General features: G+C 71.8%; 23 protein-coding genes and 2 riboswitches. Of the genes, 9 read left to right on the forward strand and 14 right to left on the reverse strand.

Annotated features, from left to right (window positions below; translation table 11 throughout):
* The first annotated feature begins 67 nt into the window (after nucleotides 1-67).
* A complete protein-coding gene (locus tag AB0O91_RS23110) occupies nucleotides 68-1441 on the forward strand; it encodes a glycosyltransferase 87 family protein (RefSeq protein ID WP_363436109.1) in 1374 nt (457 codons plus the stop codon).
* 28 nt (nucleotides 1442-1469) lie between these two features.
* Here the strand turns inward: AB0O91_RS23110 and AB0O91_RS23115 are convergent, their stop codons facing one another.
* The 6 genes from AB0O91_RS23115 to AB0O91_RS23140 all read right to left on the reverse strand — a co-directional run bounded on the left by AB0O91_RS23115 (nucleotide 1470) and on the right by AB0O91_RS23140 (nucleotide 8672).
* Entirely contained in the window at nucleotides 1470-2627 is a 1158-nt protein-coding gene (locus AB0O91_RS23115) for a hypothetical protein (protein ID WP_363436110.1), read from the reverse strand.
* A gap of 53 nt (nucleotides 2628-2680) precedes the next feature.
* Nucleotides 2681-3727, reverse strand: a complete 1047-nt coding sequence (locus tag AB0O91_RS23120) for an NlpC/P60 family protein (RefSeq protein ID WP_363436112.1) — start codon at nucleotides 3725-3727, stop codon at nucleotides 2681-2683.
* Nucleotides 3728-3968: 241 nt separating this feature from the next.
* Nucleotides 3969-5096 carry an NlpC/P60 family protein gene (locus tag AB0O91_RS23125; protein ID WP_363436114.1) on the reverse strand — a complete coding sequence of 376 codons (1128 nt, stop codon included), beginning with the start codon at nucleotides 5094-5096 and terminating at the stop codon, nucleotides 3969-3971.
* A 10-nt stretch (nucleotides 5097-5106) separates the two neighbouring features.
* A riboswitch (cyclic di-AMP (ydaO/yuaA leader) is annotated at nucleotides 5107-5263 on the reverse strand.
* A 336-nt stretch (nucleotides 5264-5599) separates the two neighbouring features.
* Nucleotides 5600-6634, reverse strand: a complete 1035-nt coding sequence (locus tag AB0O91_RS23130) for an NlpC/P60 family protein (protein ID WP_363436115.1) — start codon at nucleotides 6632-6634, stop codon at nucleotides 5600-5602.
* Nucleotides 6635-6833: 199 nt separating this feature from the next.
* Nucleotides 6834-8135, reverse strand: a complete 1302-nt coding sequence (locus tag AB0O91_RS23135) for an NYN domain-containing protein (protein ID WP_363436225.1) — start codon at nucleotides 8133-8135, stop codon at nucleotides 6834-6836.
* Between the two features lie 273 nt (nucleotides 8136-8408).
* Complete coding sequence (locus AB0O91_RS23140; protein ID WP_363436117.1) at nucleotides 8409-8672, reverse strand: hypothetical protein; 264 nt, start codon at nucleotides 8670-8672, stop codon at nucleotides 8409-8411.
* 200 nt (nucleotides 8673-8872) lie between these two features.
* Here AB0O91_RS23140 and AB0O91_RS23145 point away from each other — a divergent pair, with 200 nt between their 5' ends.
* Nucleotides 8873-9655, forward strand: a complete 783-nt coding sequence (locus AB0O91_RS23145; RefSeq protein WP_363436119.1) for a rhomboid family intramembrane serine protease — start codon at nucleotides 8873-8875, stop codon at nucleotides 9653-9655.
* A 41-nt stretch (nucleotides 9656-9696) separates the two neighbouring features.
* Nucleotides 9697-9978 (forward strand): Lrp/AsnC ligand binding domain-containing protein, encoded by a 282-nt coding sequence (locus AB0O91_RS23150; protein ID WP_030060206.1) that lies wholly within the window; start codon nucleotides 9697-9699, stop codon nucleotides 9976-9978.
* Nucleotides 9979-9988: 10 nt separating this feature from the next.
* On the opposite strand, the gene AB0O91_RS23155 is transcribed toward AB0O91_RS23150, so the two are convergent.
* From AB0O91_RS23155 to AB0O91_RS23165, 3 genes are all read right to left on the reverse strand, one after another.
* Nucleotides 9989-11353: an aminotransferase class V-fold PLP-dependent enzyme gene (locus AB0O91_RS23155; RefSeq protein ID WP_363436121.1), complete on the reverse strand. Its 1365-nt coding sequence runs from the start codon at nucleotides 11351-11353 to the stop codon at nucleotides 9989-9991.
* A 51-nt stretch (nucleotides 11354-11404) separates the two neighbouring features.
* A riboswitch (SAM riboswitch) is annotated at nucleotides 11405-11522 on the reverse strand.
* A 142-nt stretch (nucleotides 11523-11664) separates the two neighbouring features.
* Nucleotides 11665-12741, reverse strand: a complete 1077-nt coding sequence (gene trpD / locus AB0O91_RS23160; protein ID WP_363436123.1) for an anthranilate phosphoribosyltransferase — start codon at nucleotides 12739-12741, stop codon at nucleotides 11665-11667.
* A 119-nt stretch (nucleotides 12742-12860) separates the two neighbouring features.
* Entirely contained in the window at nucleotides 12861-13286 is a 426-nt protein-coding gene (locus tag AB0O91_RS23165; RefSeq protein ID WP_188303996.1) for a hypothetical protein, read from the reverse strand.
* Nucleotides 13287-13682: 396 nt separating this feature from the next.
* Between AB0O91_RS23165 and AB0O91_RS23170 the strand changes: the two genes are divergently transcribed.
* From AB0O91_RS23170 to AB0O91_RS23190, 5 genes are all read left to right on the forward strand, one after another.
* The gene (locus AB0O91_RS23170) at nucleotides 13683-14303 is read left to right on the forward strand and encodes a heme-copper oxidase subunit III (RefSeq protein WP_363436125.1); all 621 of its coding nucleotides are present in this window, start codon (nucleotides 13683-13685) and stop codon (nucleotides 14301-14303) included.
* 187 nt (nucleotides 14304-14490) lie between these two features.
* Nucleotides 14491-15300 (forward strand): c-type cytochrome, encoded by an 810-nt coding sequence (locus AB0O91_RS23175; protein ID WP_363436127.1) that lies wholly within the window; start codon nucleotides 14491-14493, stop codon nucleotides 15298-15300.
* A gap of 8 nt (nucleotides 15301-15308) precedes the next feature.
* Nucleotides 15309-16361 (forward strand): Rieske 2Fe-2S domain-containing protein, encoded by a 1053-nt coding sequence (locus AB0O91_RS23180; RefSeq protein ID WP_363436128.1) that lies wholly within the window; start codon nucleotides 15309-15311, stop codon nucleotides 16359-16361.
* Nucleotides 16358-18016 carry a ubiquinol-cytochrome c reductase cytochrome b subunit gene (locus tag AB0O91_RS23185; protein ID WP_363436130.1) on the forward strand — a complete coding sequence of 553 codons (1659 nt, stop codon included), beginning with the start codon at nucleotides 16358-16360 and terminating at the stop codon, nucleotides 18014-18016. Before AB0O91_RS23180 ends, AB0O91_RS23185 begins: the two co-directional genes overlap by 4 nt.
* Nucleotides 18017-18132: 116 nt before the next feature.
* Complete coding sequence (locus AB0O91_RS23190; protein WP_363436132.1) at nucleotides 18133-18504, forward strand: GntR family transcriptional regulator; 372 nt, start codon at nucleotides 18133-18135, stop codon at nucleotides 18502-18504.
* 19 nt (nucleotides 18505-18523) lie between these two features.
* On the opposite strand, the gene AB0O91_RS23195 is transcribed toward AB0O91_RS23190, so the two are convergent.
* The 4 genes from AB0O91_RS23195 to coxB all read right to left on the reverse strand — a co-directional run bounded on the left by AB0O91_RS23195 (nucleotide 18524) and on the right by coxB (nucleotide 23010).
* Entirely contained in the window at nucleotides 18524-19780 is a 1257-nt protein-coding gene (locus AB0O91_RS23195; protein WP_363436134.1) for an Ig-like domain-containing protein, read from the reverse strand.
* A 187-nt stretch (nucleotides 19781-19967) separates the two neighbouring features.
* Nucleotides 19968-20384: a cytochrome c oxidase subunit 4 gene (locus tag AB0O91_RS23200; RefSeq protein ID WP_363436136.1), complete on the reverse strand. Its 417-nt coding sequence runs from the start codon at nucleotides 20382-20384 to the stop codon at nucleotides 19968-19970.
* A complete protein-coding gene (gene ctaD, locus AB0O91_RS23205) occupies nucleotides 20384-22159 on the reverse strand; it encodes a cytochrome c oxidase subunit I (protein WP_363436138.1) in 1776 nt (591 codons plus the stop codon). The genes AB0O91_RS23200 and ctaD overlap by 1 nt, the downstream gene beginning before the upstream one ends.
* Nucleotides 22156-23010 (reverse strand): cytochrome c oxidase subunit II, encoded by an 855-nt coding sequence (gene coxB, locus AB0O91_RS23210; RefSeq protein WP_363436140.1) that lies wholly within the window; start codon nucleotides 23008-23010, stop codon nucleotides 22156-22158. The genes ctaD and coxB overlap by 4 nt, the downstream gene beginning before the upstream one ends.
* Before the next feature lie 369 nt (nucleotides 23011-23379).
* Between coxB and AB0O91_RS23215 the strand changes: the two genes are divergently transcribed.
* Entirely contained in the window at nucleotides 23380-24801 is a 1422-nt protein-coding gene (locus AB0O91_RS23215; protein ID WP_363436142.1) for an aminotransferase class V-fold PLP-dependent enzyme, read from the forward strand.
* Here the strand turns inward: AB0O91_RS23215 and AB0O91_RS23220 are convergent.
* Nucleotides 24794-25771, reverse strand: coding sequence for a carbohydrate kinase family protein (locus AB0O91_RS23220; RefSeq protein WP_363436143.1), 978 nt, complete (start codon nucleotides 25769-25771; stop codon nucleotides 24794-24796). The two genes, AB0O91_RS23215 and AB0O91_RS23220, sit on opposite strands and share 8 nt — an antisense overlap.
* Between the last annotated feature and the right edge of the window lie 112 nt (nucleotides 25772-25883).

Raw genomic sequence — 25883 nt, forward strand, 5'->3', positions numbered from 1 at the left:
GCGGCGGCCCGGGCGTCCGTCCGTACGACGCCTCCGGTGAGGACGTCGAGACGAACGAGGGAGCGCAGTGGAGTTGGCCCCGGCCACCGAGTCCGGTTCTTCGCGCGGCCGCCTCGGGCGCCCGCTCGGGGCGCTGGCCGCCCTCGGGGCGACCTGGGTGGCCACCCGCACCGTGCTGGTGCTGCTGATGACCGGCGTGCTGAAGTCGCCCGGCGGCGACGTCACCGCGGACGTCTGGATGATCTACCACGCCTGGTACGGCGTGCTGCAGACCGGCACCTTCCCGTTCGACGACGTGACCTGGCAGTACCCGCCCGGCGCCGCGCTGGTGATCCTGCTGCCGGGCCTGCTGCCCTGGTCGTACCTGACGTCGTTCTGGGTGATCTGCGGGATCGCCGACGCCGCCGCGGCCGCGCTGCTGATCCGCACCGGGCTGCGCCGGGGCCGGACGCTGACCGGTGCCTGGCTGTGGGTGGTCGCGGTGCCGCTGCTCGGCCCGATGATCTACAACCGCTTCGACATCCTGGTCACCGCGCTCACCCTGGCCGGGCTGCTGGCACTGATCCGCCGCCCGGCGATCGGCGGGCTGCTGCTGGGCCTGGGCGGTGTGATCAAGATCTGGCCGCTGCTCGGCCTGATCGGCACCCCGTCCGGCCGCCGCACCCGCCGCGCCTGGACGCTGGCCGCGGCCACCGCCGTCTCGGTGGGCTTCCTGCTGGCGGCCGGAATGAACGGCGCCTTCGGGTTCCTGGCCTTCCAGGGGGCCCGCGGCATCGAGGTCGAGTCGGTCGGCGCACTGCCGCTGCACATCGCCCGGATGGCCGGGGGCTGGGACGGCAAGGTCACCATGAACTACGGCTCCCCCGAGATGCTCGGGCCGTGGGTCCCCGTGATCAGCAAGGTGATGATGGCGGGCACCGTGCTGGGCTTCCTGTGGCTGCTGCTGTGGCGCTTCACGGCCCGCCGCCGCAACGCGGCCACCATGTACGACGCGGCGCTGTGCGCGCTGCTGATCTTCGTGGTGACCAGCCGGGTGATCAGCCCGCAGTACCTGGTCTGGCTGATCGGCGTCGCGGCGGTCTGCCTGACCGTGCGCGGCACCAGCCAGCGGCCGGTGGCACTGCTGATCCTGCTCGCCTGCCCGCTCACCCTGCTCGAGTTCCCGACCCTGTTCACCCAGGTGCTCAACAGCGAACCGCTGGCGATCACCGTGCTGGGGCTGCGCAACCTGCTGCTGCTGACCGCCGCCGTGCTCTCCGGCATCCGGCTCTGGCGCTCCACCCGCGCCGCCGAGCCGCTGCCGCCCACCGTGGTGCTGCCCGAGCGGCCGGCCCTGCCGCCCGCCTCCGCCTACCCGGTGCGCCCGGGCATCGCCTACGAGCAGGACCTGCTGGACGGCATCGACCACCCGGCGGGGGTCCGGCCCTCGAACGGCCGCTGAACCCGGCCGTGAGACCCTCTCGCAGTCGTCAGCCCTTCAGGGCCGCCACCTCGGCCAGCCAGAGCCGGGTGAACTCCGCCGAGCCGGTGCCCAGCACCTCGCGCAGCAGCCGGTCCGTCCGCTGCTCCCGGTCCGCGCCCTGGCCGTCGTCCCCGCCGACCGCCCGGTAGAAGGCGACCAGCCGCTCGGTGCCGTAGCGGCGGGCGATCAGGTCGCAGGCGAGCCAGGACTGCTCGTAGGCCTGGGCGATTCCGGTGGCGCCCGCGGCGAAGTCCGCGTCGGCGGGCAGCGCGGTGGGCAGCCTCCCCGCCTGGACGTCCCGGGTCAGCTCGGGGGCGATCTGCTGGGGGCGGCGCCCGGAGTCGCGGTAGGCGGTCCAGTCGGCGACGCCCTCGGAGAGCCAGAGCGGGGTCCAGGCCCGGGTGTCGGCCCGGGTCGCGACGTGGGTGGTCTCATGGGTGACCACCACCTGGCGGCCGAAGTCGCTGAGCCGTCCGAACGCCTCGGGGTTGATCACCACCCGGTCCGCCGGGGTGTGCCGGGGCGCACCGGGGGCGGCCACGGTGACCGCCGCCATGCCCGTCCAGCCCGCCGGGTCGGCGTCCAGCAGCCGGGCGAACTGCGGCTCGGTGGCGGGCAGTTCGAGCAGCAGTCGGCCGGGCCAGGCGCCGCCCCAGACCGCGTTGACGGCCGGCACGGCGCGGTCCCCCACCGGGACCAGCCCGGCCGGGTCGGGGCCGTCGGCGAGGCCGAGGACCAGGCAGTGGGCGCCGGAGGCGGTCCGGACCGGGCCGAGGTCCCAGAGCGCCGGCGGCCCGCCGGCGGCCTCCTCGCGCTCGACCCGCCAGCCGCCCGGGTCCCGGACCAGCTCGATCCGGCGCGGGTACACCACCGGGTACTCGTCGTACCCGGCGATCCGCAGCGCCAGCTCCGCGGACGCGGTCAGCCGCTCCGGCCCGCCCGCCGACGCCGGACCGGACGGGACGACCAGGTTGCGGTACACCGCCTCGGCGCCCGCGAGCCCCGACCGGGCGGGCAGCGAGCGCGCCCGGTCGGCCAGCACCCCGGCCACCTCGGCGCGCCGGTCGACGGCCCGCCCGCCCGGCGCCGCCGGGGCGGCCGGGGGCAGCGACAGCTGGGCCAGCCCGCCGGCCGCCAGCAGCAGCGCACCGCGCCGGGACAGCACCCGGCGCGGCCGGTCTATCGGGAGGGGACCGTCGGCGCCGGCCGGGTTCGCGCTCAGAGCCGGACCACCCCCGAGACCGGCATCGCGTTGACGCTCTCGTACCGGACCCTGGCGCCCGGGTACGGGGCGTGCACCATCACCCCGCCGCCGGCGTACATCCCGACGTGGTGCATGTCCCGGTAGAAGATCACCAGGTCTCCCGGTCGCGCTTCGGAGAGGCTGATCCGCTGCCCGGCGTACGCCTGGGCCTGCGAGGTCCGCGGCAGGGTCACTCCGGCCTGCCGCCAGCTGTAGTACATCAGACCGGAGCAGTCGAAGGCGCGGGGCCCGGTGGATCCGTAGACGTACGGCGAACCGACCATCCGCACCGCCGCGGCCAGCGCGGCCGCCCCGCGCTCGGAGGCGGCCGGGGCGTTGCCGAGGTCCAGCCGGTCGGTGCCCCGGGTGGCGCGCTGCTCGGCCTCCCGGGCGTCCTGGGCCGCCATCCGGACCCGCTCGGCGGCGCCCAGGCCGTTGAGCAGCTTCTGGGCCTTGGCCAGCCGCTGCTGGATCTGCTGCTTGTTCTCGGCGAGCGTGCGGCGGGCCTGGTCGAGTTCGGAGAGCTTGGCCGCGGTCTCGGTGCGGCGCTGGTCGAGCCGGCGCTGACGGGTGACCAGCTCGTGCAGCGTCTCCTGCTGCCGCTCGGCGGCCTGGCCCAGGGTGCGGGCGCGGGCGAGGTAGCCCTCCGGGTCGGTGGAGAGCATCAGCTGGGCGGTCTGGGTCATCCCGCCGCTGCGGTACTCGGCCCCGGCCACCGCGGCCAGGTCGCCGCGCAGGTCGTTCAGCTGCTCCTGGGCCGCGGCCACCTCGCCCTGGAGGGTGGTGGTCTCGCCGACGAGCCGCTTCTGCGCCTCCTGGGCGGCGTTGTACTTCTCCGAAGCCTGTTCGGCCTCGTCGTACAGCTGCTCGACCTGCGCCTTGACCTCCTTGCGGTCGGGCGCGTCCGGCGCCCCGGGGGCGGCCTGGGCGCTTCCGGCGGTCGCCACGCCCAGGGCCGTGGTGGCGGCCGCGGTCAGTACCAGCGCACGGGCGAGCAGTTGGGAACGGCGGTGCACGGCCATGCGGCAGCGGCTCCAGTCCTGCGGCGCGGCCCCGCGGCCGCGCCCCGGTGGGCGGCCGTCGAGCGGGAGTCCGGTGGCAGACGTTAGCGAGTCCGGGCAAGTGAGTCCAAACCCCTCCCGACCCGAATATTTGACCCCTATTCGGACATCTGACCGAGGCGCCGGAAAAGCCGCAGGCCCGGCCCTCCGTACTGGAGGACCGGGCCCGTGGAAGCCTGGCCGGTCGGACGACCGAGCGAGGTCAGACCCGCACGATGGAGGCCAGCGGCATGTTGGAGACGGCCTCGTAGCGGACCGACGCACCCGGCTTGGGAGCGTGCAGCACCTGACCGTTGCCGGCGTAGATGCCGACGTGGTGGGCGTCGCCGTAGAAGATCAGCATGTCGCCGGGCTGCGCCTGGGAGATGTCCGAGCCGATCCGGGTGCCGGCGCCGGCCTGCTCCTGCGAGGTGCGCGGCAGCGACACGCCGGCCTGGTTGAACGCCCAGACCATCAGGCCGGAGCAGTCGAAGGAGCCGGGGCCGGTGGCGCCCCAGACGTACGGGCTGCCGACCTTGGTGGCGGCGGCGGCCAGCGCGGCGGCACCGTGCGAGCTGCCCGGGGCGACCTTGACCGGCGCGGCCGAGGAGCCCGAGCCGAGGTCGCCGCGGCTGCTGTCGCGCGAGGCGCGGTCGGAGCCGGCGGACTGGGAGGCGGCCTTCGCGGCGGCGTCGGCCTTGGCCTTGGCGTCGGCGGCGGCCTTGTCCTCGGCGGCCTTGAGCGCCTGGCGCTCCTGCTCGGTCAGCGTGTTGAGCAGGTCCTGGGCGGCCTTCAGCTTGTTCTGGACCTCGTCCTTGGAGGCCTTCAGCTGAGTGGTGGTCGACTCCAGCTCGGCGAGCTTGCCCTGGGCCTCGGTGCGGTCCTGGTCCAGCTTGCGCTGCTGCTCCTGGAGCTGCTTCAGCTGGTTCTTCTGGGTGCTGCCGGCCTGGTTCAGCGCACCGGCCTGGTTGAGGAAGTTGTCCGGGCTGGAGGAGAACATCAGCTGGACGGTCGGGGATATGCCCCCGTTGCGGTACTGCTCGCTCGCGATCTCGGCGAGACCGCCCTGGAGGTCGGTCACCTGCGACTGCTGCCGGGCCACCTGGTCCTGCAGGCCGGAGACCTGCTTCTCCAGCTCCTGCTGCTTCTCCTGGGCGGCGTTGTACTTCTCGGTCGCCTGCTCGGCCTGCTCGTTGAGCTGGTCGACCTGCTCCTTGACCTGGTCCTTGGTCGGCTGCGGGTCGGCGTGCGCGCCGGACTGCGCGGAGAGGGCGACGGCCGCGGCGGCGACGCCGGTGAGGATCGAGACACGGGCGCGACTGGCGGGCTTGGGACGACGATGGGACGCCACGAAGGCGGACTCCTTCTTCCTACGTCCGCCTACCGGGTGAGCTGACGGGTTCGGGCCGGAAGCATGCCCTACGACGCCTCACCGGCCCCAACCGCGGCCGACCTGGCGCCGATTCACCCCGGAGGAACGTGTGGTTCCCCGGCTCCGCTCCGCAGCGCCCCCGACTACTGGGCTCCCCTGTCGGGCAGTCGCTTCGACCTGCCCCGCTGTTTCGCGAACTCGGCGGTAACCACCGCCGCCACCCAGGCTGGGTGATCGACAGTGCGGTGGCTCGGAGCACGACCCTAGTAACTGAACCGTGATCCGTTCAAATCCTTGTCAGAAAAAAGACGGAAGATTACCCAGTTTCTTTTGTGAAAATGACTGATGGTGATCGTCGGCGCACGCAAAGCTGATCAGGTCTCACCGACCGACCGGCGCGTCGCGCAAACCGAAGCGCCACCCCCGATCGGGGGTGGCGCGGATCACAGGGCCGGAACGGGCTCCCGCGGCGTGTCGGTCCGTCAGATCCGGCGGATGGTGTTGATCGACATCGCGTCGGCCTTCATCACCTTCACCACGTCACCGGTGTGCGGCGCGTGGACCACCATGCCGTTGCCGATGTACATCCCGACGTGGTGCATGTCCCCGCCGTAGATCACCAGGTCGCCCGGCTGGGCGGTGGCCAGCGTCACGGCCGTCCCGATGTGGCCCTGCTCCTGCGAGGTGCGCGGCAGCGAGACACCGGCCTGGCCGTACGCCCAGACCATCAGACCGGAGCAGTCGAAGGTGCTCGACCCGGTGGCGCCCCACACGTACGGCGAGCCCTGCTTGCTCATCGCCTTCGCCACGGCCACCGCCGCGTAGCCGCTGGCCGGCGGCAGGTTGCCGAGGTCGACCCGGTCGCTGCCGCGCGAGGCGCGGTCGTCCTGCTGCTGCTGGGCCCGCAGCGCGGCCCGGTCGGCGGCGCTGAGCGAGTTCAGCAGGTCCTGGGCCGCCTTCAGCTTGGTGTTGACGTCCGACTTGGCCTGGTTCAGGTCCTTGGTGGTGGAGTCCAGCGAGGCCAGCACGGCGGCCGCCTCGGCCTTCTCCTGGTCCAGCCGGCGCTGCTGGTCGAGCAGGCCCTTGAGCGCCTCGGTCTGGCTGGCGCTGGCCTGCTGGACGCTGGACGCCTTCTCCAGGTAGCCGGACGGGTCGGAGGAGAGCATCAGCTGGACGGACGGGTCGATGCCGCCGGTGCGGTACTGCTCGCCCGCGACCTGGGCCAGGCCCACCTGCAGCTGGCTCATCTGGTCCTGGCTGCGGGCCACCTGGTCCTGCAGCTGGTCGGCCTGCTTGCGGAGCTGGTCGGCCCGCTCCTTGGCGCCGTTGTACTTCTCCGCCGCCTGCTCCTGCTCCTGCTGGAGCTGGTCGATCTGCGCCTTGACGTCCGTCTTGTTCGGCTGCGGCGCGGCGTGCGCGGCCACCTGGGCGGAGAGCGCGACCGCGGTCGCAGCGGCCGCGGTGAGCACGGAGACCCGCGCGCGGCTCGGCTGCTTGGGACGGCGGTGGGAGGCCAAGGGACCGGCTCCTTCTTCCATCGGACTCACCTGATCAGGTGAGATTCCGGAAAATAGGTTTGACGCCAGACCCTAGTGAAGATCTATCCGTTTTGCCACTCCCCCGAAGGCGTGAACTCCGGTTCCCCCACGGACTTCACCGGATCCGCACACCCGCCCGGCCACCGCCCCGACCTGCCGTCACCCCCTCCGGCCCCGGTCAGGGCCGGGCCAGCCGGTTCAACAGCAGCACCGAGGCCACCGGGCGCGCACCCGCCTTCCGCACGCCCTCCGCAACCTCCCGGTCGGTGGACACCACCACCACCGGACGGCCCTGCGGCTCGGCCCGGACCAGACGGCGGATCAGCTCGTCCGCGGTCTCCCCGGTCCGGCTGAACCGTACCCGCACCCCGCGGGGCGGCGCCATCAGGACCGGAACGTCCAGGTCCTGCCCGTCGAACACACAGGTGACCTCCGCCTGGGTGCGCTGGGCCAGCATCGCCAACCCGCCCAGCAGCCGGATCCGCTGCTGCTCCAGCGGCAGCGTCGGGTAGCCGGTCTTGGTCACGTTGTAGCCGTCCACCACCAGGTGCACCTGCGGGATCGCCAGCAGCTGGTCCAGCAGCGCCGGATCGTCCTCGGCCAGGCCGCGCCGGGCCACGTCGTGCGGCGAGGCCGCCCCCGGCACCACCGCCTCGACCAGGTCCGCCGGACGGATCTGGGAGACCGGCAGCGCCAGCTCCCGCTGCAGGCCCTGCGCCGACTGCAACACGGTGTCCAGCAGCAGCCGCAGCCGCATGTCCTCGACGCTGCGCCCCTCCCGGGCCGACCGGCGGCCCTGCTCGGCCGCCGTCTCCAGCTCGGACACCCGGTGCTTCAGCCGCCGCGCCTCGCCCTCGGCCGCGCTGCGCTCCCCCGCGGCCTGCGCCTTCGCCGCCTCCAGCTCCCCGGCCACCCGCCGGGTCTCGGCCTGCGCCCGGCGGGTGTCGCTCTCCAGCGACCGCACCTTCTTGCGCAGCGACTCGGCCTCCCGCCGGACGCCCTCGAACTCCGCCCGCTGGCGGTCCAGGTCCGCCCGCGCGGCGGCCCGCACCTCGGCCAGCTCGGCCTGCAGCTTCTCCACCAGCCGGCCGGCCTCCGCCGCGGCGTCCTCGGCCCCGGCCCGCTCGGCCTCCTCGCCGGCCTCGGCGACCAGCCGGCTCCAGCCCGCCGAGCGCACCAGGTAGGCGGCGGCCGCGACGTCCATCGGATCGGCGGCGCCGGGGACGGTGCCCGACTCCAGCGCCTTCACCAGGTCCGGCTGGCCCAGCCGCAGCCGCTCCGCTATCCGCACCCGGAAGGCCGGCTCGGACTCCAGCGCCGCCGCCAGCGCGGTGGCCGCGTACTTGGCCCGACGCGCGGGGGTGAACTTCACGTACTGACGCAGGCTCTGCGGCAGCTCCCCGGGCGGCAACCCGCCCAGCGCGTCCGAGGCCAGGCCGACCACGCGCCGGCGCACGCCCTCGGGCAGCGGCCGGTCCAGCTTCTCCGCCGTGCGCTCGACGCCGCCGGCCGGCTCCGGGAGCGGGGTCTCGGACGGGGCCGTCTCGGCATCCGGCGCCGGTGCCTGCGCAGCGGGCTGAAGCCCCTGCGCGTCGGCGGGCTCCCTCGCTGCGTCCACCACGTCCTCGGCTCCGATCCTGGTCCAGCGGGTGCGGCCCGCGGCCGCCCCTGTCGTCACGCTCCGTGCGTCTTGTCTGTATTGTCCCGTGCGGCGGACGGGCGCGTCACGCGCCGCCCACCGCTCCGGCCGGGATCAGCCCTGCTCGGCGGAAGCCTCCGGGGTCCCGGCACCCGGGCGGGCCACCAGCTCGACCTGGTCCACCGCGTTGCACCAGCGGCAGCGCACCGACTCGACCGTCTCGCTGTGCACCTCGGTCTCCTCGACCGCGGACTCACCGGCCAGGTCGAAGTGGAGGAACTCGGTGACCCGCGCGGTGCGGGTCACGTCGAAGCGGGTGAGGTTGCCGCACAGCGTGCAGCGCCAGCGCGTCTCGGCGGTCAGGGCGGGGACGGTCATCGGGGATCCTCTCGGCTGGTCCCAGGTGGGCTAGGCGCTCCCCCCGGAGCCCCGGCATCGGCGGCGGGAGACGGGATTGCCCGGCCCAAGCCTATTGCCTGGGGCAACCATCACGACCACCGGTCAGGGGAACTTGATGGCTAGTCCACCTGCCGTAAACCGTCGTGTCATGTGCGGCGTCCGGAGGAATGCTTGGCCGCATGGCGCTCGCGGCCCCCGACCACACCGATGCGCGGGACGGCCGCCCGGCGGCGCCCGCCCCGGCCGTCACCTACGCCCTGATCGCACTCAACACCCTGGTCTTCCTGCTCGGCCCGGCGGCCGGCCTGAACCCGCTGTACGGCACCGGCCAGGCCCGGATCTGTGCCGAGCAGCGCTACGAGCAGCGCTGGGGCGCCGTCCCCGCCGAACTGCTGACCGGCCACCCGCTCACCGCCGAACAACTGGCCGAGGCCCCCGACCCGGTCCCCGGCTGCCCCGCCGCCCCGACCCCCGGCAAACACCCGGCCGTGTCCGCCCTCACCGGCCTCTTCCTGCACGCCGGCTGGCTGCACCTGCTGGGCAACCTGCTCTTCTTCCACGTCTTCGGCCCCACCGTCGAACGCCGGGTCGGCCGGGCCAGGTTCCTCCTCTTCTACCTGGCCGCCGGCAGCCTGGCCTCGTACGGCTTCGCACTCGCCGAGGCGCACTCCCCCGACTCCACCCGGGTCCTGATCGGCGCCTCCGGGGCGATCTCCGCCGTCCTCGGCGCCTACCTGCGCTTCCACCCGCGGGCCCGGGTGACCACCCTGGTCCCGCTGCTCCTCTTCCTCCCGCTGCGCTTCCCGGCCTGGCTGGTCCTCGGCCTCTGGTTCGCCCTGCAGTGGTGGTCGGTGCACTCGGCCGGGCCCGGAGTGGCCTACCTGGTGCACGTGATCGGCTTCTCGGCCGGCTTCCTGTACGCCTGCACCGTCGTCGGGCACCCCCCGAGACGCCCCGGCTGAGGCCCGATACGCTGACCGCACCCCATGAAGGAGCCCGCACAGTGATCACTGCCATCGTCCTGATCAAGACCAGCGTCGACCGCATCCCGGAGATCGCCGAGGCCATCGCCGCGATCGAGGGCGTCAGCGAGGTGTACTCGGTGACCGGCGGCTACGACCTGGTGGCGATGGTCCGGGTGCGCCGTCACGACGACCTGGCCGACGTCATCCCGGGCCGGCTCAACAAGGTCCCGGGCGTGGCCCACACCGAGACCCAGATCGCCTTCCGCACCTACTCCCAGCACGACCTGGAAGCGGCCTTCGCCCTCGGCCTGGACGAGTGACGAGCGGGCCTCAGCCCTCGCGACGGGTGTCGGCGACGCAACGGCCGCCCTCGTTGCGGTAGTTCCACGCCGCGCCCTCGGTGACCAGCTCACGGACGGCCGTCAGGAATCGCTCGACGTGCTCGTCCGGCGTGCCCGCCCCGAAGCTCACCCGGATCGCGTTCAGGCTGCGCTCCCCCGGCAGCGAGGGCTCGGGCGCCCCGCACTCGGACGGAGCCACCTCCTCCTCCCCGAGCAGCGTCCGCACCAGCGGGTGGGCGCAGAACAGCCCGTCGCGCACCCCGATGCCGTACTCGGCGGACAACGCGGCCGAGAAGTGCGAGCTGTTCCAGCCCCGGACCACGAAGGACAGCACGCCCACCCGGGCCGACCCGGCGCCGAACAGGTTCAGCACCCGGACCTCCGGGATCTCCGCCAGCCCCGCCGTCAGCCGGTCGACCAGTTCCCGCTCCCGGGCCTCCAGCGCGTCGAAGCCGGCCTCGGTGAGCGCCCGACAGGCCGAGGCGATCGCGTAGGCGCCGATGACGTTCGGCGAACCGGCCTCGTGCCGGGCCGGGCCGGTGTGCCACTGCACCGCCACCGAGCCGTCCAGCTCCCGGGCCACCGTCCGGGTCGCCCCGCCGCCGGCCAGGTAGGGCTCGGCAGCGTCCAGCCAGTCCGACCGCCCCGCCAACACCCCGGCGCCGAACGGCGCGTAGAGCTTGTGGCCGGAGAAGGCGATCCAGTCGACGCCCAACTCCCGCACCGAGACCCGGTGGTGCGGGGCCAGCTGGGCCGCGTCCAGCACCACCCGGGCGCCGTGGCGGTGCGCCGTCGCGGTCAGCTCCGCGACCGGCCACAGCTCGCCGGTCACGTTGGAGGCGCCGGTGACGCACAGCAGCTTCGGCCCCTCGGGCGCCGCGGCCAGCGCCTCCTCCAGCGCGGCCACCGCCTCGGCCCGCGAGCGCGGCGCCCGCAGGTAGCCGACCTCCAGTCCGGCGTGCGCCCACGGCAGCAGCGAGGCGTGGTGCTCGGTCTCGAACGCGAACACCCGGGTGCCGGCGGGCACGGCGGCGGCGAGCAGGTTGAGCGAGTCGGTGGTGGCCCGGGTGAAGACCACCTGGTCGTCCGCGCGCAGGTCGAGGAAGTCCGCGACGGTCCGCCGGCTCTGCTCGAACAGGTCGGTGGACAGCTGCGACAGGTACCCGGCACCGCGGTGCACGCTGCCGTAGTACGGCGCGTACGCGGCGACGTCGTCCCACACCCGCTGGAGCGCCGGGGCGCTGGCCGCGTAGTCGAGCGCCGCGTAGCCGACCTTCTCACCGCTGGCGAGCGGCACCTGGACGTCCTGGCCGAGGACGGCGAGCGGGGCGCGGAGGTCAACGGAGACGGACATGAGGATGCACTCCTTCAGGGGTAAGGGACCCCGGGAGTGCTGATCGTCCGGTGTCCGCGCTTGTCGCACGGACGACTTGCCCGGCGACCCGGTCCTCACCCAGGGCACCCCGCCACGGACGGAGGGTTGCCGGACAGCCAGCTGGGGCTTGACGCTGTCGCTCATGACCTGGCCAAGACTCTAGGTCGGGCACGTCGGACGGTCAAACAGATATCCACCATCCGGACAGGACATTCGCCTTGGACTGAAGGGGTGCAGGCAAAGCCGAGGGCCCGGGTCGGCGGAACCGACCCGGGCCCTCGACCGCCGTCTCAGATCCGGCTGGTGGCCTCCGACCAACGCCGCAGCAGGTCCTGCGCCCGGCCCGAGTCGATCGCTTCGGCCGCCCGCTCCATGCCCGCCGCGAGCTGCTCCGTCAGCGGCGCGTCGCCGAGCTCGAGCGCGACCAGCGCCGCCGCGGTGTTCAGCAGGACGGCGTCCCGCACCGGCCCGCGCTCCCCGGCCAGCAGCCGCCGGGCGACCTCCGCGTTGTAGGCCGCGTCGGCCCCGCGCAGCGCCTCGATGCCGACCAGCTCGATGCCCACGTCCCGCGGGTCGAAGGTGGTCTCGGTGACCACCCCGTCGCGCACCACCCACACCCGCGAGGTGGTGGTGATGGTCAGTTCGTCCAGCCCGTCGTCGCCGCGGAAGACCAGCGCCGTCGCCCCGCGCCGGGCCAGCACCCCCGCGATCAGCCCGGCGAGCCGGGTGTCGAAGCAGCCGACCGCGTGCGCGGTGACCTTGGCCGGGTTGGTCAGCGGGCCGAGGATGTTGAAGGCGGTCGGCACCCCGAGGTCGCGCCGCGCGGTGGCGGCGTGCCGCATCGACGGGTGGAACTTCGCCGCGAAGCAGAAGGTCAGCCCGACCTCCTCGGCCACCTGGGCCACCCGCCGGGCCGACAGGTCCAGCGCCACCCCGAGCTTCTCCAGCACGTCCGAGGAGCCGCTGGCGGAGGAGGCCGAGCGGTTGCCGTGCTTGACCACCTTGGCCCCGGCCGCGGCCGCGACGATCGCCGACATGGTGGAGATGTTGACGGTCTTCGCCCGGTCGCCACCGGTGCCGACGATGTCGACCGCCGGGCCGGGGATGTCCAGCGGCTCGGCGTGCTCGTACATCGCGTCGACCAGACCGGCGATCTCCTCGACCGACTCGCCCTTGGCCCGCAGCGCCACCATGAACCCGGCCACCTGGACGGGGGACGCCTCGCCGCTCATGATCCGGTCCATCGCCCACGCGGTGGACGAGCGGTCGAGGTCCTCCCCCTTCAACAGCACCGTCAGGAGGTCCGGCCAGGTGCGGACCACCTGCGCGGGGTCGGTACCACCGTTCGCAGGGTTCACGTTCACCATGGCTGACTCCAGCTGTTGTCGGTTCCCCCGGTCCGGGGGACGTCCGTACGGATGGAGCCAGCCTATCGAGCGGCGGGGCCCTCCCGACCCCCTCTTCTCCAGTACTGAGACGGCACCGCTCAGCGCGTGGCCGGGGCCCGCTTGGCCAGCCGGGCCCGCAGCAGGGTGGCGACCGCCTCGGCCAGCGCCACCGGGTCGACCGGGCGGGAGATCGCGGCATCGGCCCGGCTCCAGGCGGCGAGCCAGGAGTCCTGCGGCCGGCCGATCAGCACCAGCACCGGCGGGCACCCGTAGATCTCGTCCTTGAGCTGGCGCCCGAGCCCCAGTCCGCCGGCCGGCACCGCCTCGCCGTCCAGCACGCAGAGGTCGACACCGCCCTTCTCCAGCGCCTTGAGCACCGCGGGGGTGGTCGCGCACTCCAGGTAGGACAGCTCCGGAAGATCCTCGGCGGGCCGACGGCCGAGAGCCGTCAGCACCTGCTCACGGGTGTTGCGGTCGTCGCTGTAGACGAGGACGGTGAGCGTCTCGTCGGTCGTGTACGCCATGGACCCTGCTCCCTCAAGTGTGATCCGGACCACGTTCACCTGATCCGGATGCTACTCCCGTTTCCCCCGTCGCCGGTCCCCCTCGGGCACGTTCCCCCTCAAGCCGCCGCGCCCACCGCTCACCCGACCGGAGGACGGCCCGTCACCCGGTCCGGCCCGGTCCACCCGGACGGCCGATGCGGCGCCCCCTCCCCTACAACCCGCCGCTGCGCCGTCCGGGCAACGACGCGCCGGGCAAGGGGGTCGTGGGCCCGCCAGAGGAACCGTCAGAAAAGGGACACGCCGCTGCTCAGCCCCCGCCCGGGCCTCCCACGGCCGCCCAAGCGGGCATACCGCACGCACCGGACACTCCGAGGGACACCCCCCGACGTGAAGACGGAATAAGGGACCGACATAATGTCCGTCGTGGCGACAGCAACAGCAACAGAAACCGGGCACGCGCACGGATCGGTCAATCGACCGAACATGGTCAGCGTCGGAACGATCGTCTGGCTCAGTTCCGAGCTGATGTTCTTCGCGGCCCTCTTCGCGATGTACTTCACGCTCCGCTCCGTCAAGGGAGCCGAGTTCTGGGCCGAGAAGGCGCACGCCCTCAACGTGACGTTCTCCTCGATCAACACCACCGTCCTGGTGCTCTCCTCGCTCACCTGTCAGCTCGGCGTGTTCGCCGCCGAGCGCGGTGACGTGAAGAAGCTCCGGATGTGGTTCATCATCACGTTCGCGATGGGCGCCTTCTTCATCGGCGGCCAGGTCTACGAGTACACCGAGCTGGTCAAGAAGGACGGCCTCTCGCTGTCCTCGGACCCGTACGGCACGGTGTTCTACCTGACCACCGGCTTCCACGGTCTGCACGTGACGGGTGGTCTGATCGCCTTCCTGCTGGTCCTGGGACGGACGTACGCAGCCAAGCGCTTCACGCACGAGCAGGCCACCGCCGCGATCGTCGTGTCCTACTACTGGCACTTCGTCGACGTCGTGTGGATCGGCCTGTTCGCGACCATCTACCTGATCAAGTAACCAGCTGATCAGGTCGCTGGCCACCGGCTGCGGCCCCCGCCCTCACCGGCGACGGGCCGCTTCTGCCGGTGCCGACGCTCCCACCGACCGACCGCGCGCGCAGCCTTGGACAGGCAGCCTCGTGCCGGCCAGACCGGCCGCCGGGTGCACCCACCAGTCGACCAGATCCTGACACCGGGGTTATTCCGTGAAAAAGCTCTCCGCACGACGGCGCCACCCATTGGCGGCGCTGGTCGTCCTACTTCTCGCCCTGGCGGCAACCGGGGGGCTGTACGCCGCGTTCGCGCCCGCCGACAAGGCGCAGGCCGACGTCGCCGCGCAGTCGCTCGCGATCGATGAGGGCAAGAAGCTCTTCGCCGTGGGCTGCTCCTCCTGCCACGGCCTGAACGGCCAGGGCAGCAGCGACGGTCCCAGCCTGGTCGGCGTGGGCTCGGCCGCCGTCGACTTCCAGGTCGGCACCGGCCGCATGCCGGCCCAGCAGCCCGGCGCCCAGGTGCCGCGCAAGAAGGCCATCTACACCCAGGGCGAGATCGACCAGCTCGCCGCCTACGTCGCCTCCCTCGGTCCCGGCCCGGTGACCCCGGAGGAGAAGCAGTACACCTCGACCAACCCGGACGACATCTCCAAGGGTGGCGAGCTGTTCCGCACCAACTGCGCCCAGTGCCACAACTTCGCCGGCCAGGGCGGTGCCCTGACCAAGGGCAAGTTCGCCCCGACCCTGGAGGGCGTGGACGCCAAGCACATCTACGAGGCCATGCAGACCGGCCCGCAGAACATGCCGTCGTTCCCGGACAGCACCATGCCCGAGGAGCAGAAGAAGCAGATCGTGGCCTTCGTCCGCCACACCACCAACGATGAGCCCAACCCCGGCGGTCTCACCCTGGGCAGCCTCGGTCCGGTGACCGAGGGCCTGTTCGGCTGGATCTTCGGCCTCGGCACGCTCATCGCGGTCGCGATCTGGGTCGCCGCCCACACCACCAAGGCCAAGAAGTCATGAGCCACGACATGTCAGAAGAGAAGCTCCCGGAGCCGCACGGCTCCGCAGGCGAGGTGGCCGGCCACGGCGACCCGTTCGCCGACCCGGGCCTGCCGGCCCACGAGCCGCGTCGCACCGACATCGACGAGCGGGCCGCCAAGCGGGCCGAGCGCCAGGTCTCGCTGATGTTCGTGGTCTCGATGCTCGCCACCGTCGGCTTCATCGCCTCGTACGTGGCCATCGACCCGGACAAGATCGTCTACATCTTCCCGCTGGGCCACGTCAGCGCGCTGAACTTCGCGCTCGGCCTGACCCTGGGCGTCGCGCTGTTCATGATCGGCGCGGGTGCGGTCCACTGGGCCCGCACCCTGATGTCGGACGTCGAGCTGCCCGCCGAGCGTCACCCGATCGAGGCCTCCGACGAGGTCCGCGCGGACGTCATCGAGCAGTTCAAGACCGGTGCCGCCGAGTCCGGCTTCGGCCGCCGCAAGATGATCCGCAACACCCTCATCGGGTCGATGGCGCTGGTCCCGCTCTCCGGCGTGGTCCTGCTCCGCGACCTGGGGCCGCTCCCGGAGAAGAAGCTCAAGGAGACCGGCTGGAAGGAGGCCACCCCGGCCGCCCCGCTGGCGCTCGTCAACATGAGCACCATGCAGCCGATGAAGCCCGAGGACCTCGTGGTCGGCTCGCTGACCTTCGCCATGCCGGAGGGTCTCACCACCCACGACGAGGACTTCCAGCAGCGCATCGCCAAGGACGCCCTGATGCTGGTGCGCATCGCGCCGGACGACATCAAGGACGACAAGTCCAAGGAGCTGGGCTTCGAGGGGATCCTCGCCTACTCCAAGATCTGCACCCACGTCGGCTGCCCGATCAGCCTGTACGAGCAGCAGACCCACCACGCGCTCTGCCCCTGCCACCAGTCGACCTTCGACCTGGCGGACGGCGCGCGCGTCATCTTCGGCCCGGCCGGCCACCCGCTGCCGCAGCTGAAGATCACCACTGACGACAAGGGCCACCTGGTCGCCACCGGCGACTTCGCGGAGCCCGTCGGCCCGAGCTTCTGGGAGCGTGCTCGATGAGTAGCGCGAGCAGCACCAAGACCGGTGCCGCCAAGCCCTCCAGCACGCGCGCCAACCCCGCCAACAAGTGGGAGTCCGCGGCGGACTGGACGGACGGCCGGCTGGGGATCTACTCCCTCGCCAAGGCCAACCTGCGGAAGATCTTCCCGGACCACTGGTCCTTCATGCTGGGCGAGATCTGCCTCTACACCTTCGTCATCATCATCCTGACCGGTGTCTACCTGACGCTGTTCTTCAAGCCGTCGATGGCCGAGGTCGTCTACAACGGCTCGTACGTGCCGCTCAAGGGCATCGGGATGTCCGAGGCGTACGCCTCGACGGTGGACATCAGCTTCGAGATCCGCGGCGGTCTGCTGATCCGCCAGATCCACCACTGGGCCGCCCTGGTCTTCGTGGCCGCGATGCTCGTGCACATGATGCGCGTGTTCTTCACCGGCGCGTTCCGCAAGCCGCGTGAGATCAACTGGGTCTTCGGCTTCCTGCTGCTGGTCCTGGGCATGTTCGACGGCTTCTTCGGCTACTCGCTGCCCGACGACCTGCTGTCCGGCACCGGTATCCGCTTCATGGAAGGCGCGATCCTCGCGGTCCCGCTGGTCGGCACCTACATCCAGATGTTCCTGTTCGGGGGCGAGTTCCCCGGCCACGACATCGTGCCGCGGTTCTTCACCATCCACGTGCTGCTGATCCCGGGCATCATGCTCGGCCTGCTGGTGGCGCACCTGATCCTGGTCTTCTACCACAAGCACACCCAGTGGGCGGGCCCGGGCAAGACCGAGAAGAACGTCGTCGGCATGCCGCTGATGCCGGTCTACATGGCCAAGGCCGGTGGCTTCTTCTTCCTGGTCTTCGGCATCATCGCCGCCATCTCGGCGATCGCCACGATCAACCCGATCTGGGCCTACGGCCCGTACCGTCCGGACCAGGTGTCGACCGACGCCCAGCCCGACTGGTACATGGGCTTCTCCGAGGGCCTGATCCGCGTCATGCCGGGCTGGGAGATCAGCCTGTGGGGCCACACCCTGAACCTGGGTGTGTTCGTCCCGCTGATGATCTTCCCGCTGGTCCTGGTCGCCATCGCGGTCTACCCCTTCATCGAGGGCTGGATCACCGGCGACAAGCGCGAGCACCACATCCTGGACCGCCCGCGCAACGCCCCGGTCCGCACCGCCCTCGGTGCCGCCTGGATCAGCCTGTACCTGGTGCTCCTGGTCGGTGGTGGCAACGACCTGTTCGCCACCCACCTGCACCTGTCGATCAACTCGATCACCTACTTCGTGCGCGCCGGCTTCTTCGTGGTGCCGGTCGTCACCTTCATCGTCACCAAGCGCTGGTGCCTCGGCCTCCAGCGCCGCGACAAGGAGAAGGTGCTGCACGGCCGCGAGACCGGTGTCATCAAGCGCCTGCCGCACGGTGAGTTCGTCGAGGTGCACGCCCAGTTGCCCGCGAAGGACCTGCACACCCTCACGGCGCACGACCAGAACCAGCCGGTCGAGCTGCCGGCCCAGACGGACGAGAACGGCGTGGCCCGCAAGGCCGGCGCGCTCACCCGCACCCGGGCCAAGCTCTCCCGCGGCTTCTACGGCGAGGGCAGCCAGATCCCCAAGCCCACCGCCGAGGAGCACCACGAGATCACCAGCGGCCACGGCCACCACTGATCCCGTACGCACCCCGCGTCACCCCCGAGGGCCGCTGACCAGAGTTCATCTGGTCGGCGGCCCTCGGGCTTTGTCCGTCTGCCAGCCCCGTACCCGCGCCGCCCCAGGAGCCACCCGTGCAGCTGTCCGTCGACCCCGCCGCCGCCACTCCCCCGTACGAGCAGATCCGCGCCCAGATCGCCGAGCAGGCCCGCGCCGGCGCACTGCCGACCGGGCTCCGGCTGCCCACCGTCCGGGCGCTCGCCGAGGAGCTGGGGCTGGCCGCCGGAACCGTCGCCCGGGCCTACAAGGAGCTGGAGGCGGACGGCGTGGTGGAGACCCACGGCCGGCGCGGCACCCTGATCGCCGCCACCGGGGACACCGCCCACCGGCTGGCCGCCGAGGCCGCCGCCGAGTACGCGGCGCGCGCGAGCCGGCTGGGGCTGTCCCGGCCGGACGCCCTGGCCGCCGTGGTCACCGCCCTGGGCCTGGCCTACCCCGGGGCCTGACGGGCCCCCGGCGCCCCGCTCAGACTTCCGGGCGGGCCATCCCCGCGGCGGGGGCCTGGGAGGACGGCACGGTGGTGCTCACGGGCTGTCCCAGGGCGCTGTGCTTGACCCAGTCCGTCCAGGACACGTTCCAGTCCCCGAAGCCGTTGCCGAAGGGCTCCATGGTGTCGCCGCGGCTGTTCACCACCGTCACCAGGTCGCCGATCCGGGTGTTGTCGTAGAACCACTTGGCGTTGTCGGTGCTCATGCCGGTGCAGCCGTGGCTGACGTTCTCGTAGCCCTGCGAGCCGACCGACCAGGGCGCCGCGTGGACGTACTCGCCGCTCCAGGTGACCCGGGTCGCCCACAGCACGTCCAGGTCGTAGGACTCCGAGCTGCCGGCCTTTATCCCGATCGTCTCGCCGTTCATCCGGACCGAGCGCTCCTGGCCGAGCACCACCTTGATGCCGTTGCGGGTGTCGAAGCCGGGCTTGCCGGTGGTGACCGGGATGGTCCGGACCACCTCGCCGTCACGCTTGAGGGTGAGCTCGTGGGCGGCCGCGTCGACCACCGATTCGACCCGTGCGCCGATCCGCAGCCGCAGCGAGCTGCGGTCACCGCCGTAGAGGCCGTCGGAGATCCGGCTGCCGGTGCCGTCGAAGGCCAGCCCCACGGTCGTCCCGGCCGGCCAGTACTCCTCCGGGCGGAAGTGCACGTGCGTGTCGTCGACCCAGTACCAGGCGCCGGTGACGGCCGGCTGGGAGGTCACGGTGAGCGCCCGCTCGACCTCCTGGCGGGCCTGGGGGTCCTTCACCGCCTCGGAGAGCTTCACGGTGAGCGGCTGGCCCACCCCGTAGACGCCGCTGCCGGAGGTCTCCGGGCCGAGTTCGGCGGTGAGCAGGCGCTGGGCGGCCAGGGTGCTGAAGTTCTGGGTGGTGTCCCCGCGGCCGTTGCGGCCGTCGTCGGCGGCGATCCGGACGGCGTACGCGGTACCGGCCTTCAGCCGCCCGGTGGTCTGCCAGCTGCGCTGGTCGTCGGCGAGCCGGCCGGCCACCACCCGGCCGTCCGGGCCGACCACGGTGACGTCGGTGAGCCGGCTGCCCGCCACGGCGGTCACGGTGACCGGCTTCGACGGGTCGACCTTGCCCTCGGCCGACAGGTGGACGAGCGGCCCCGCGTCGATCCGGTGCGGGCCGGCGGGTTCGTCCTCGCCGTGCGAGCACGCGGCCAGCGGCGCCAGCACTGCCAGGGCCAGCGAGATACTGCCGATGCCTGCGATTCCGCGCCTGTCGGCCATGACCGCCTCCGAGGGGTCCGCACTATTCGCACGATTGCTCAGATCGTAGGAACGGCCCGGATCGAGCGACATCCGAGCGACGTTCCGTTCACCCGGCTGAGTGAGGCCGTCACTCTCCGGACGCAGCAGGGCCGGTCCCCCCGTGCGGGAAGACCGGCCCTGGTGTCGGTGACGGAACCTGTGGAACCTACTGGTTCTGGTTCTCGCCCCGGTAGAACTCGAAGACCCATCCGAAGATGCCGATCAGGATGATCGGGGCCGCCCAGAACATCAGCCACCAGCCGAAGATCACGCCCAGGAAGGCGAGCGCGCCACCGAGCGCCAGCGACAGCGGCTGCCAGCTGTGCGGGGCGAAGAAGCCCAGCTCGCCGGCGTCGTCCGCGACCTCGGCCTCGGGGTTGTCACCCGCGCCGCTGTCCACCCGGCGGGCGGTGAAGGCGAGGTAGTACCCGATGAAGGCGCACAGGCCGAAGGCCAGGAACAGCGCGGTGGTACCGGCGGCCTCCAGGCCCGGGCCCGAGTGGTTGGTCCACAGGCCGTAGGTGATGGCCATCGCCAGCACGAAGACCGACAGGCCCAGGAAGATCTTTCCCTGTTCCTTCATCAGGCGTCACCCTCCTGCTTGCCCTTGCCCAGCTTCGGGGCGTCGTACTTCGCCGGGGTCACACCGGCGAGGTGCTTGGCCGGCTCACCGTGGTTCTCCAGGTAGTCCAGCGCGGCGATCTCCGGGTGGTGGAGGTCGAAGGCCGGGGATTCGGAGCGGATCCGGGGCAGGGTGAGGAAGTTGTGCCGCGGCGGCGGGCAGGAGGTCGCCCACTCCAGGGAGCGGCCGAAGCCCCACGGGTCGTCCTGCTCGACCTTCTCGCCGTACTTGGCGGTCTTCCAGACGTTGTAGAGGAACGGCAGGATCGACAGGCCGAGCACGAAGGAGCCGATGGTCGAGACGGTGTTCAGGGTGGTGAAGCCGTCCGAGGCCAGGTAGTCGGCGTAGCGACGGGGCATGCCCTCGGCGCCGAGCCAGTGCTGCACCAGGAAGGTGGTGTGGAAGCCGAAGAACAGCGTCCAGAAGGTGATCTTGCCGAGGCGCTCGTCCAGCATCTTGCCGGTCATCTTCGGCCACCAGAAGTGGAAGCCGGCGAACATCGCGAAGACGACGGTGCCGAAGACCACGTAGTGGAAGTGGGCGACGACGAAGTACGAGTCCGAGACGTGGAAGTCGATCGGCGGGGAGGCCAGCAGGACACCGGTCAGACCACCGAAGAGGAAGGTGACCAGGAAGCCGACCGTCCAGAGCATCGGCGTCTCGAAGCTCAGCGAGCCCTTCCACATGGTGCCGACCCAGTTGAAGAACTTCACACCGGTCGGGACCGCGATCAGGAAGGTCATGAAGGAGAAGAACGGCAGCAGCACCTGCCCGGTGACGTACATGTGGTGGGCCCACACCGTCACGGACAGACCGGCGATCGCGATGGTGGCCGCGATCAGGCCGGAGTAGCCGAACATCGGCTTGCGGCTGAAGACCGGGATGATCTCCGACACGATGCCGAAGAACGGCAGCGCGATGATGTACACCTCGGGGTGGCCGAAGAACCAGAACAGGTGTTGCCACAGCATCGCCCCGCCGTTGGCGGGATCGAAGACGTGGGCCCCGAACTTGCGGTCCGCCTCCAGGGCGAACAGCGCGGCGGCCAGCACCGGGAAGGCGAGCAGGACCAGCACCGAGGTCAGCAGGACGTTCCAGACGAAGATCGACATCCGGAACATCGTCATGCCCGGAGCGCGCATGCAGATGATCGTGGTGATGAAGTTGACCGCACCGAGGATCGTGCCGAAGCCGGAGAAGGCCAGACCCATGATCCACATGTCGCCGCCGACGCCGGGCGAGTGCACCGCGTCGGAGAGCGGGGAGTAGGCGAACCAGCCGAAGTCGGCGGCGCCGTTCGGGGTCAGGAAGCCGCAGACCGCGATGGTCGAACCGAAGAGGTACAGCCAGTACGCGAACATGTTCAGACGCGGGAAGGCCACGTCCGGGGCGCCGATCTGGAGCGGCATGATCCAGTTCGCGAAGCCCGCGAAGAGCGGCGTCGCGAACATCAGCAGCATGATCGTGCCGTGCATCGTGAACGCCTGGTTGAACTGCTCGTTCGACAGGATCTGGGTCCCGGGACGAGCCAGCTCGGCGCGCATGACCAGGGCGAGGATGCCACCGATCAGGAAGAAGGCGAACGACGTACCGAGGTACATCGTGCCGATCGTCTTGTGGTCAGTGGTGGTCAACCACTTGATGATGGTCGAACCCGGCTTCCGGGTCCGCTGCGCCCCGACCGTGACGGCCTCGGCGCCCCCGCCGGCCGCGGCGGGCTCGTTGAGGATGGTCACTTCGCTTCACTTCCCATGGTGATGACGCCGGAGGGCACCGCGCCTTCCTGACCCTTCGCGCGAAGCTCGGCCAGGTGCTTGTCGTAGTCGGCGCGATCGACGACCTTGACGTTGAAGAGCATGCGCGAGTGGTCGACGCCGCAGAGCTCGGCGCACTTGCCCATGTACTCGCCCTTGACGGTCGGCGTGACCTCGAACTTGTTCACCACGCCCGGCACGACGTCCATCTTCATCATGAAGTTGACGGGCCAGAAGTCGTGGATGACGTCCCGAGAGGTGAGCCGGAACTGCACCGTCTCGTTGACCGGCAGCCAGAGCGTCGGAGCGTCCTTGGGCGTACCGACGTCGTACGCGGCGTCCTTGTTGGCCGGGTCGGGGGTCTCGGTGTTCTCGTAGTTGAACGCCCAGCTCCACTGGAAGCCCACCACGTTGACGTAGTGCTGCGGCTTGGCGGAGACGGCGGTCAGCTTCGACTCGTCACGGGCGACGAAGTAGAAGAGGACCGAGACGATGATGATGGGGACCGCGGTGTAGAGCGCCTCGATGGGCACGTTGTACCGGGTCTGCGGGGGGATCTCCACGCCGGTGCGCTTGCGCCGGTGGAAGATCACGCTCCAGATGATCAGACCCCACATCAGTACGCCGACCACCAGAGCCGCGATCCAGGAGCCCTGCCACATCTGGAGGACCATGGGTCCTTCCTTCGTGACCGGACTCGGGAGGCCAAGCCTGGGGAGGTCGTTGGCCGAGCAGCCGGTGGCGGTCGCGATGACGAGGCCCAGTGCCAGCGCCTGAGGCAGCTTCCGCCGCATCGTGCGCCGCGGCGAGCGGTCGGAGCCGTTGGGACTCACGTAGCGCCTTCCCGAAGTCTCGCCCGCCTTCGCGTCGCACCGGGAGGGGAGTGTGAGCCCCTCCGGCGACCCGTCCACGGGCACGGTTTGAATGCTTATGCGGGCCAAACCCTACTCCAGCCTTATGCGCTCCTGACGGGCAGCCCCCGGTAACGCGCCGCCCGGTCGCCCGATCAGGCCCGGCGGGGGCTGCGTCGCAGGTCATCGTAGGCATTCGAGGTCCTTACGCCCGATCGGGGGATGACCTCGAACAACGCGGGTGACGGCCCGTCGGGACCGGACGAAGCGGACATTCGGGATGATCGACTGACGGCCGGTGAGCATTCCGACCGCTGCCGCCCGCCCCCGGGGGTGTCGTTAAATGGCACCGTGTACTTCGACGTGGCCTCGACGGCCCCTCTGCACCCCGTCGCGCGGCAGGCCCTGACCGCCGCCCTGGACGAGGGCTGGGCCGATCCGGCCCGGCTGTACCGCTCCGGCCGGCAGGCCCGGATGCTGCTGGACGCCGCCCGCGAGACGGTCGCCGCCGTCCTGGGCGCGCGGCCCGACGAGGTCTCCTTCACCGCCAGCGGCACCCAGGCCGTCCAACTGGGCCTGCTGGGCGCGCTGTCCGGGAACCGGCGGCGCGGCGGGCACCTGGTGCACTCGGCCGTGGAGCACTCCAGCGTGCTGCACGTCGCGGAGCGCCACGAGGCGTCCGGCGGCGAGGTCTCGGTCGCCCCGGTGGACCGCTCCGGCCGGGTCGACCCGACGGCCTTCGGCGCGCTGCTCCGCCCGGACACCGCGCTGGCCGCCCTGCAGAGCGCCAACCACGAGGTGGGCACCGTCCAGCCGGTCGGCGAGGTCGCCGCGCTGTGCGCCGACGCCGGGGTGCCGCTGCTGGTCGACGCGGCGCAGAGCGCCGGGCGGGTGGACGTCCCGGCGGGCTGGTCACTGCTGACCGCGAGCGCCCACAAGTGGGGCGGACCGCCCGGGGTCGGGGTCCTCGCCGTGCGCAAGGGCGTCCGGTACGCCTCCCCGCTCCCGGCCGACGAACGCGAGGGCGGGCGGGTGCCCGGCTACGTCAACGTCCCGGCGATCGTGGCCGCGGCCGCCTCGCTGCGCGCCGTGCGGGCCGAGGCCGACCGGGAGAACGCCCGGCTGCACGCGCTGGTGGAGCGGATCCGCGCCCGGGTGCCGCAGCTGGTGCCGGAGGTCGAGGTGGTCGGGGACCCGGTGCGGCGGCTGCCGCACCTCGTCACCTTCTCCTGCCTGTACGTGGACGGGGAGGTGCTGCTGACCGAGCTGGACCGGGCCGGCTTCGCGGTCTCCTCCGGCTCCTCCTGCACCTCCTCCACCCTGACGCCGAGCCATGTGCTGGCCGCGATGGGCGTGCTCACCGAGGGCAACGTCCGGGTCTCGCTGCCGTACGGGACGGCGAAGGCGGACGTGGAGCGCTTCCTCGCGGTGCTGCCCGAACTGGTCGCCGGGGTCCGGGCGCCGCTGGGGCTGGACCTGCCCGGACCCGCGGCCCCGGCCTCGGCGGCGGAGCGCCCGGCGGCGGGCGGGCCGGTCACCGTGGTCGACGCGCTCGGCCGGCGGTGCCCGCTGCCGGTGATCGAGCTGGCGAAGCGGATCGGCGGGGTGCCGGTGGGCGGCACGGTGGCCGTGCTGGCGGACGACGAGGCGGCCCGGCTGGACATCCCGGCCTGGTGCGAGATGCGCGGCCAGGAGTACGCGGGCGAGGTCCCGGCCGCCGAGTACGGCGGCGACCGGGGCTCGGCCTACCTCGTCGTCCGGCGGACTACTTGACCAGGTGCGCGCGGATCTCCGCGGCGGCCTCGGCGCCGTAGGCGGCCTCGAAGCGCTTCAGGAAGGTGGCCGGGCGCAGCTCGTACTCCTGGGTGCCGACGGTCTCGATGACCAGGGTGGCGAGCATGCAGCCGAGCTGGGCGGCGCGCGCCAGGTCGAGCTCCCAGGACAGACCGGCCAGGAAGCCGGCCCGGAAGGCGTCGCCGACGCCGGTCGGGTCGACCTTGGCGTCCTCGACCGGGCAGCCGACCAGGATCGCGGCCTCGCCCTTGCGCTCGATCCGGACGCCCTTGCTGCCCAGGGTGGTGATCCGGGTGCCGACCCGGGTGAGCAGCTCCTCCGCGTCCCAGCCGGTCTTGGTCTCGATCAGCGCGGCCTCGTACTCGTTGCTGAAGAGGAACGCGGCGCCGTCCACCAGCTCGCGGATGTCCTCGCCGTCCAGGCGGGCCAGCTGCTGGGAGGGGTCGGCGGCGAAGGCGTAACCGCGGGTGCGGCACTCCTGGGTGTGGCGGACCATGCCCTGCGGGTCGTCGGCACCGACCAGGACGAGGTCCAGGCTGCCGACCCGGTCCGCGATCGGCTTGAGCTCGATGTTGCGGGCCTCGGCCATGGCACCGGTGTAGAACGAGGCGATCTGGTTGTGGTCCTCGTCCGTGGTGCACATGAAGCGGGCGGTGTGCCGGGTCTCGGAGATGTGGACCGAGTCGCAGTCCACGTTGTTGCGCTCCAGCCAGCTGCGGTACTCGGCGAAGTCCGCGCCGGCGGCGCCGACCAGGACCGGCCGGAGCCCGAGCACGCCCATGCCGAACGCGATGTTCGGCGCGACCCCGCCGCGGCGGATGTCCAGGGCGTCGACCAGGAACGACAGCGACACGGTGTGCAGCTGCTCGGCGACGAGCTGGTCGGCGAAACGACCGGGGAACGTCATCAGGTGGTCGGTGGCGATCGAGCCGGCGACGGCGATACGCACGGGGGTCTCCTCAGGATGGCAACAGGGCCAGCGGGGGTGGATTGAACCCACTCACGGTACCCGTCCGGGCGACCGCGCCAGCAAGAGTCCCGCAAGCTGCCGCCGCCCTCCC

The sequence above is a fragment of the Kitasatospora sp. NPDC089797 genome, assembly GCF_040684795.1.
In the GTDB taxonomy this organism is placed as follows: Bacteria; Actinomycetota; Actinomycetes; order Streptomycetales; family Streptomycetaceae; genus Kitasatospora.

What these genes read in the sequence shown, in the direction of transcription:
- AB0O91_RS23120 (WP_363436112.1), bottom strand. Translation starts at nt 3,727, where the DNA reads ATGGCCGTGCACCGCCGTTCCCAACTGCTCGCCCGTGCGCTGGTACTG.
- AB0O91_RS23140 (WP_363436117.1), bottom strand. Translation starts at nt 8,672, where the DNA reads ATGACCGTCCCCGCCCTGACCGCCGAGACGCGCTGGCGCTGCACGCTG.
- AB0O91_RS23145 (WP_363436119.1), top strand. Translation starts at nt 8,873, where the DNA reads ATGGCGCTCGCGGCCCCCGACCACACCGATGCGCGGGACGGCCGCCCG.
- AB0O91_RS23155 (WP_363436121.1), bottom strand. Translation starts at nt 11,353, where the DNA reads ATGTCCGTCTCCGTTGACCTCCGCGCCCCGCTCGCCGTCCTCGGCCAG.
- trpD (WP_363436123.1), bottom strand. Translation starts at nt 12,741, where the DNA reads ATGGTGAACGTGAACCCTGCGAACGGTGGTACCGACCCCGCGCAGGTG.
- AB0O91_RS23165 (WP_188303996.1), bottom strand. Translation starts at nt 13,286, where the DNA reads ATGGCGTACACGACCGACGAGACGCTCACCGTCCTCGTCTACAGCGAC.
- AB0O91_RS23170 (WP_363436125.1), top strand. Translation starts at nt 13,683, where the DNA reads ATGTCCGTCGTGGCGACAGCAACAGCAACAGAAACCGGGCACGCGCAC.
- AB0O91_RS23180 (WP_363436128.1), top strand. Translation starts at nt 15,309, where the DNA reads ATGTCAGAAGAGAAGCTCCCGGAGCCGCACGGCTCCGCAGGCGAGGTG.
- AB0O91_RS23185 (WP_363436130.1), top strand. Translation starts at nt 16,358, where the DNA reads ATGAGTAGCGCGAGCAGCACCAAGACCGGTGCCGCCAAGCCCTCCAGC.
- AB0O91_RS23195 (WP_363436134.1), bottom strand. Translation starts at nt 19,780, where the DNA reads ATGGCCGACAGGCGCGGAATCGCAGGCATCGGCAGTATCTCGCTGGCC.
- AB0O91_RS23200 (WP_363436136.1), bottom strand. Translation starts at nt 20,384, where the DNA reads ATGAAGGAACAGGGAAAGATCTTCCTGGGCCTGTCGGTCTTCGTGCTG.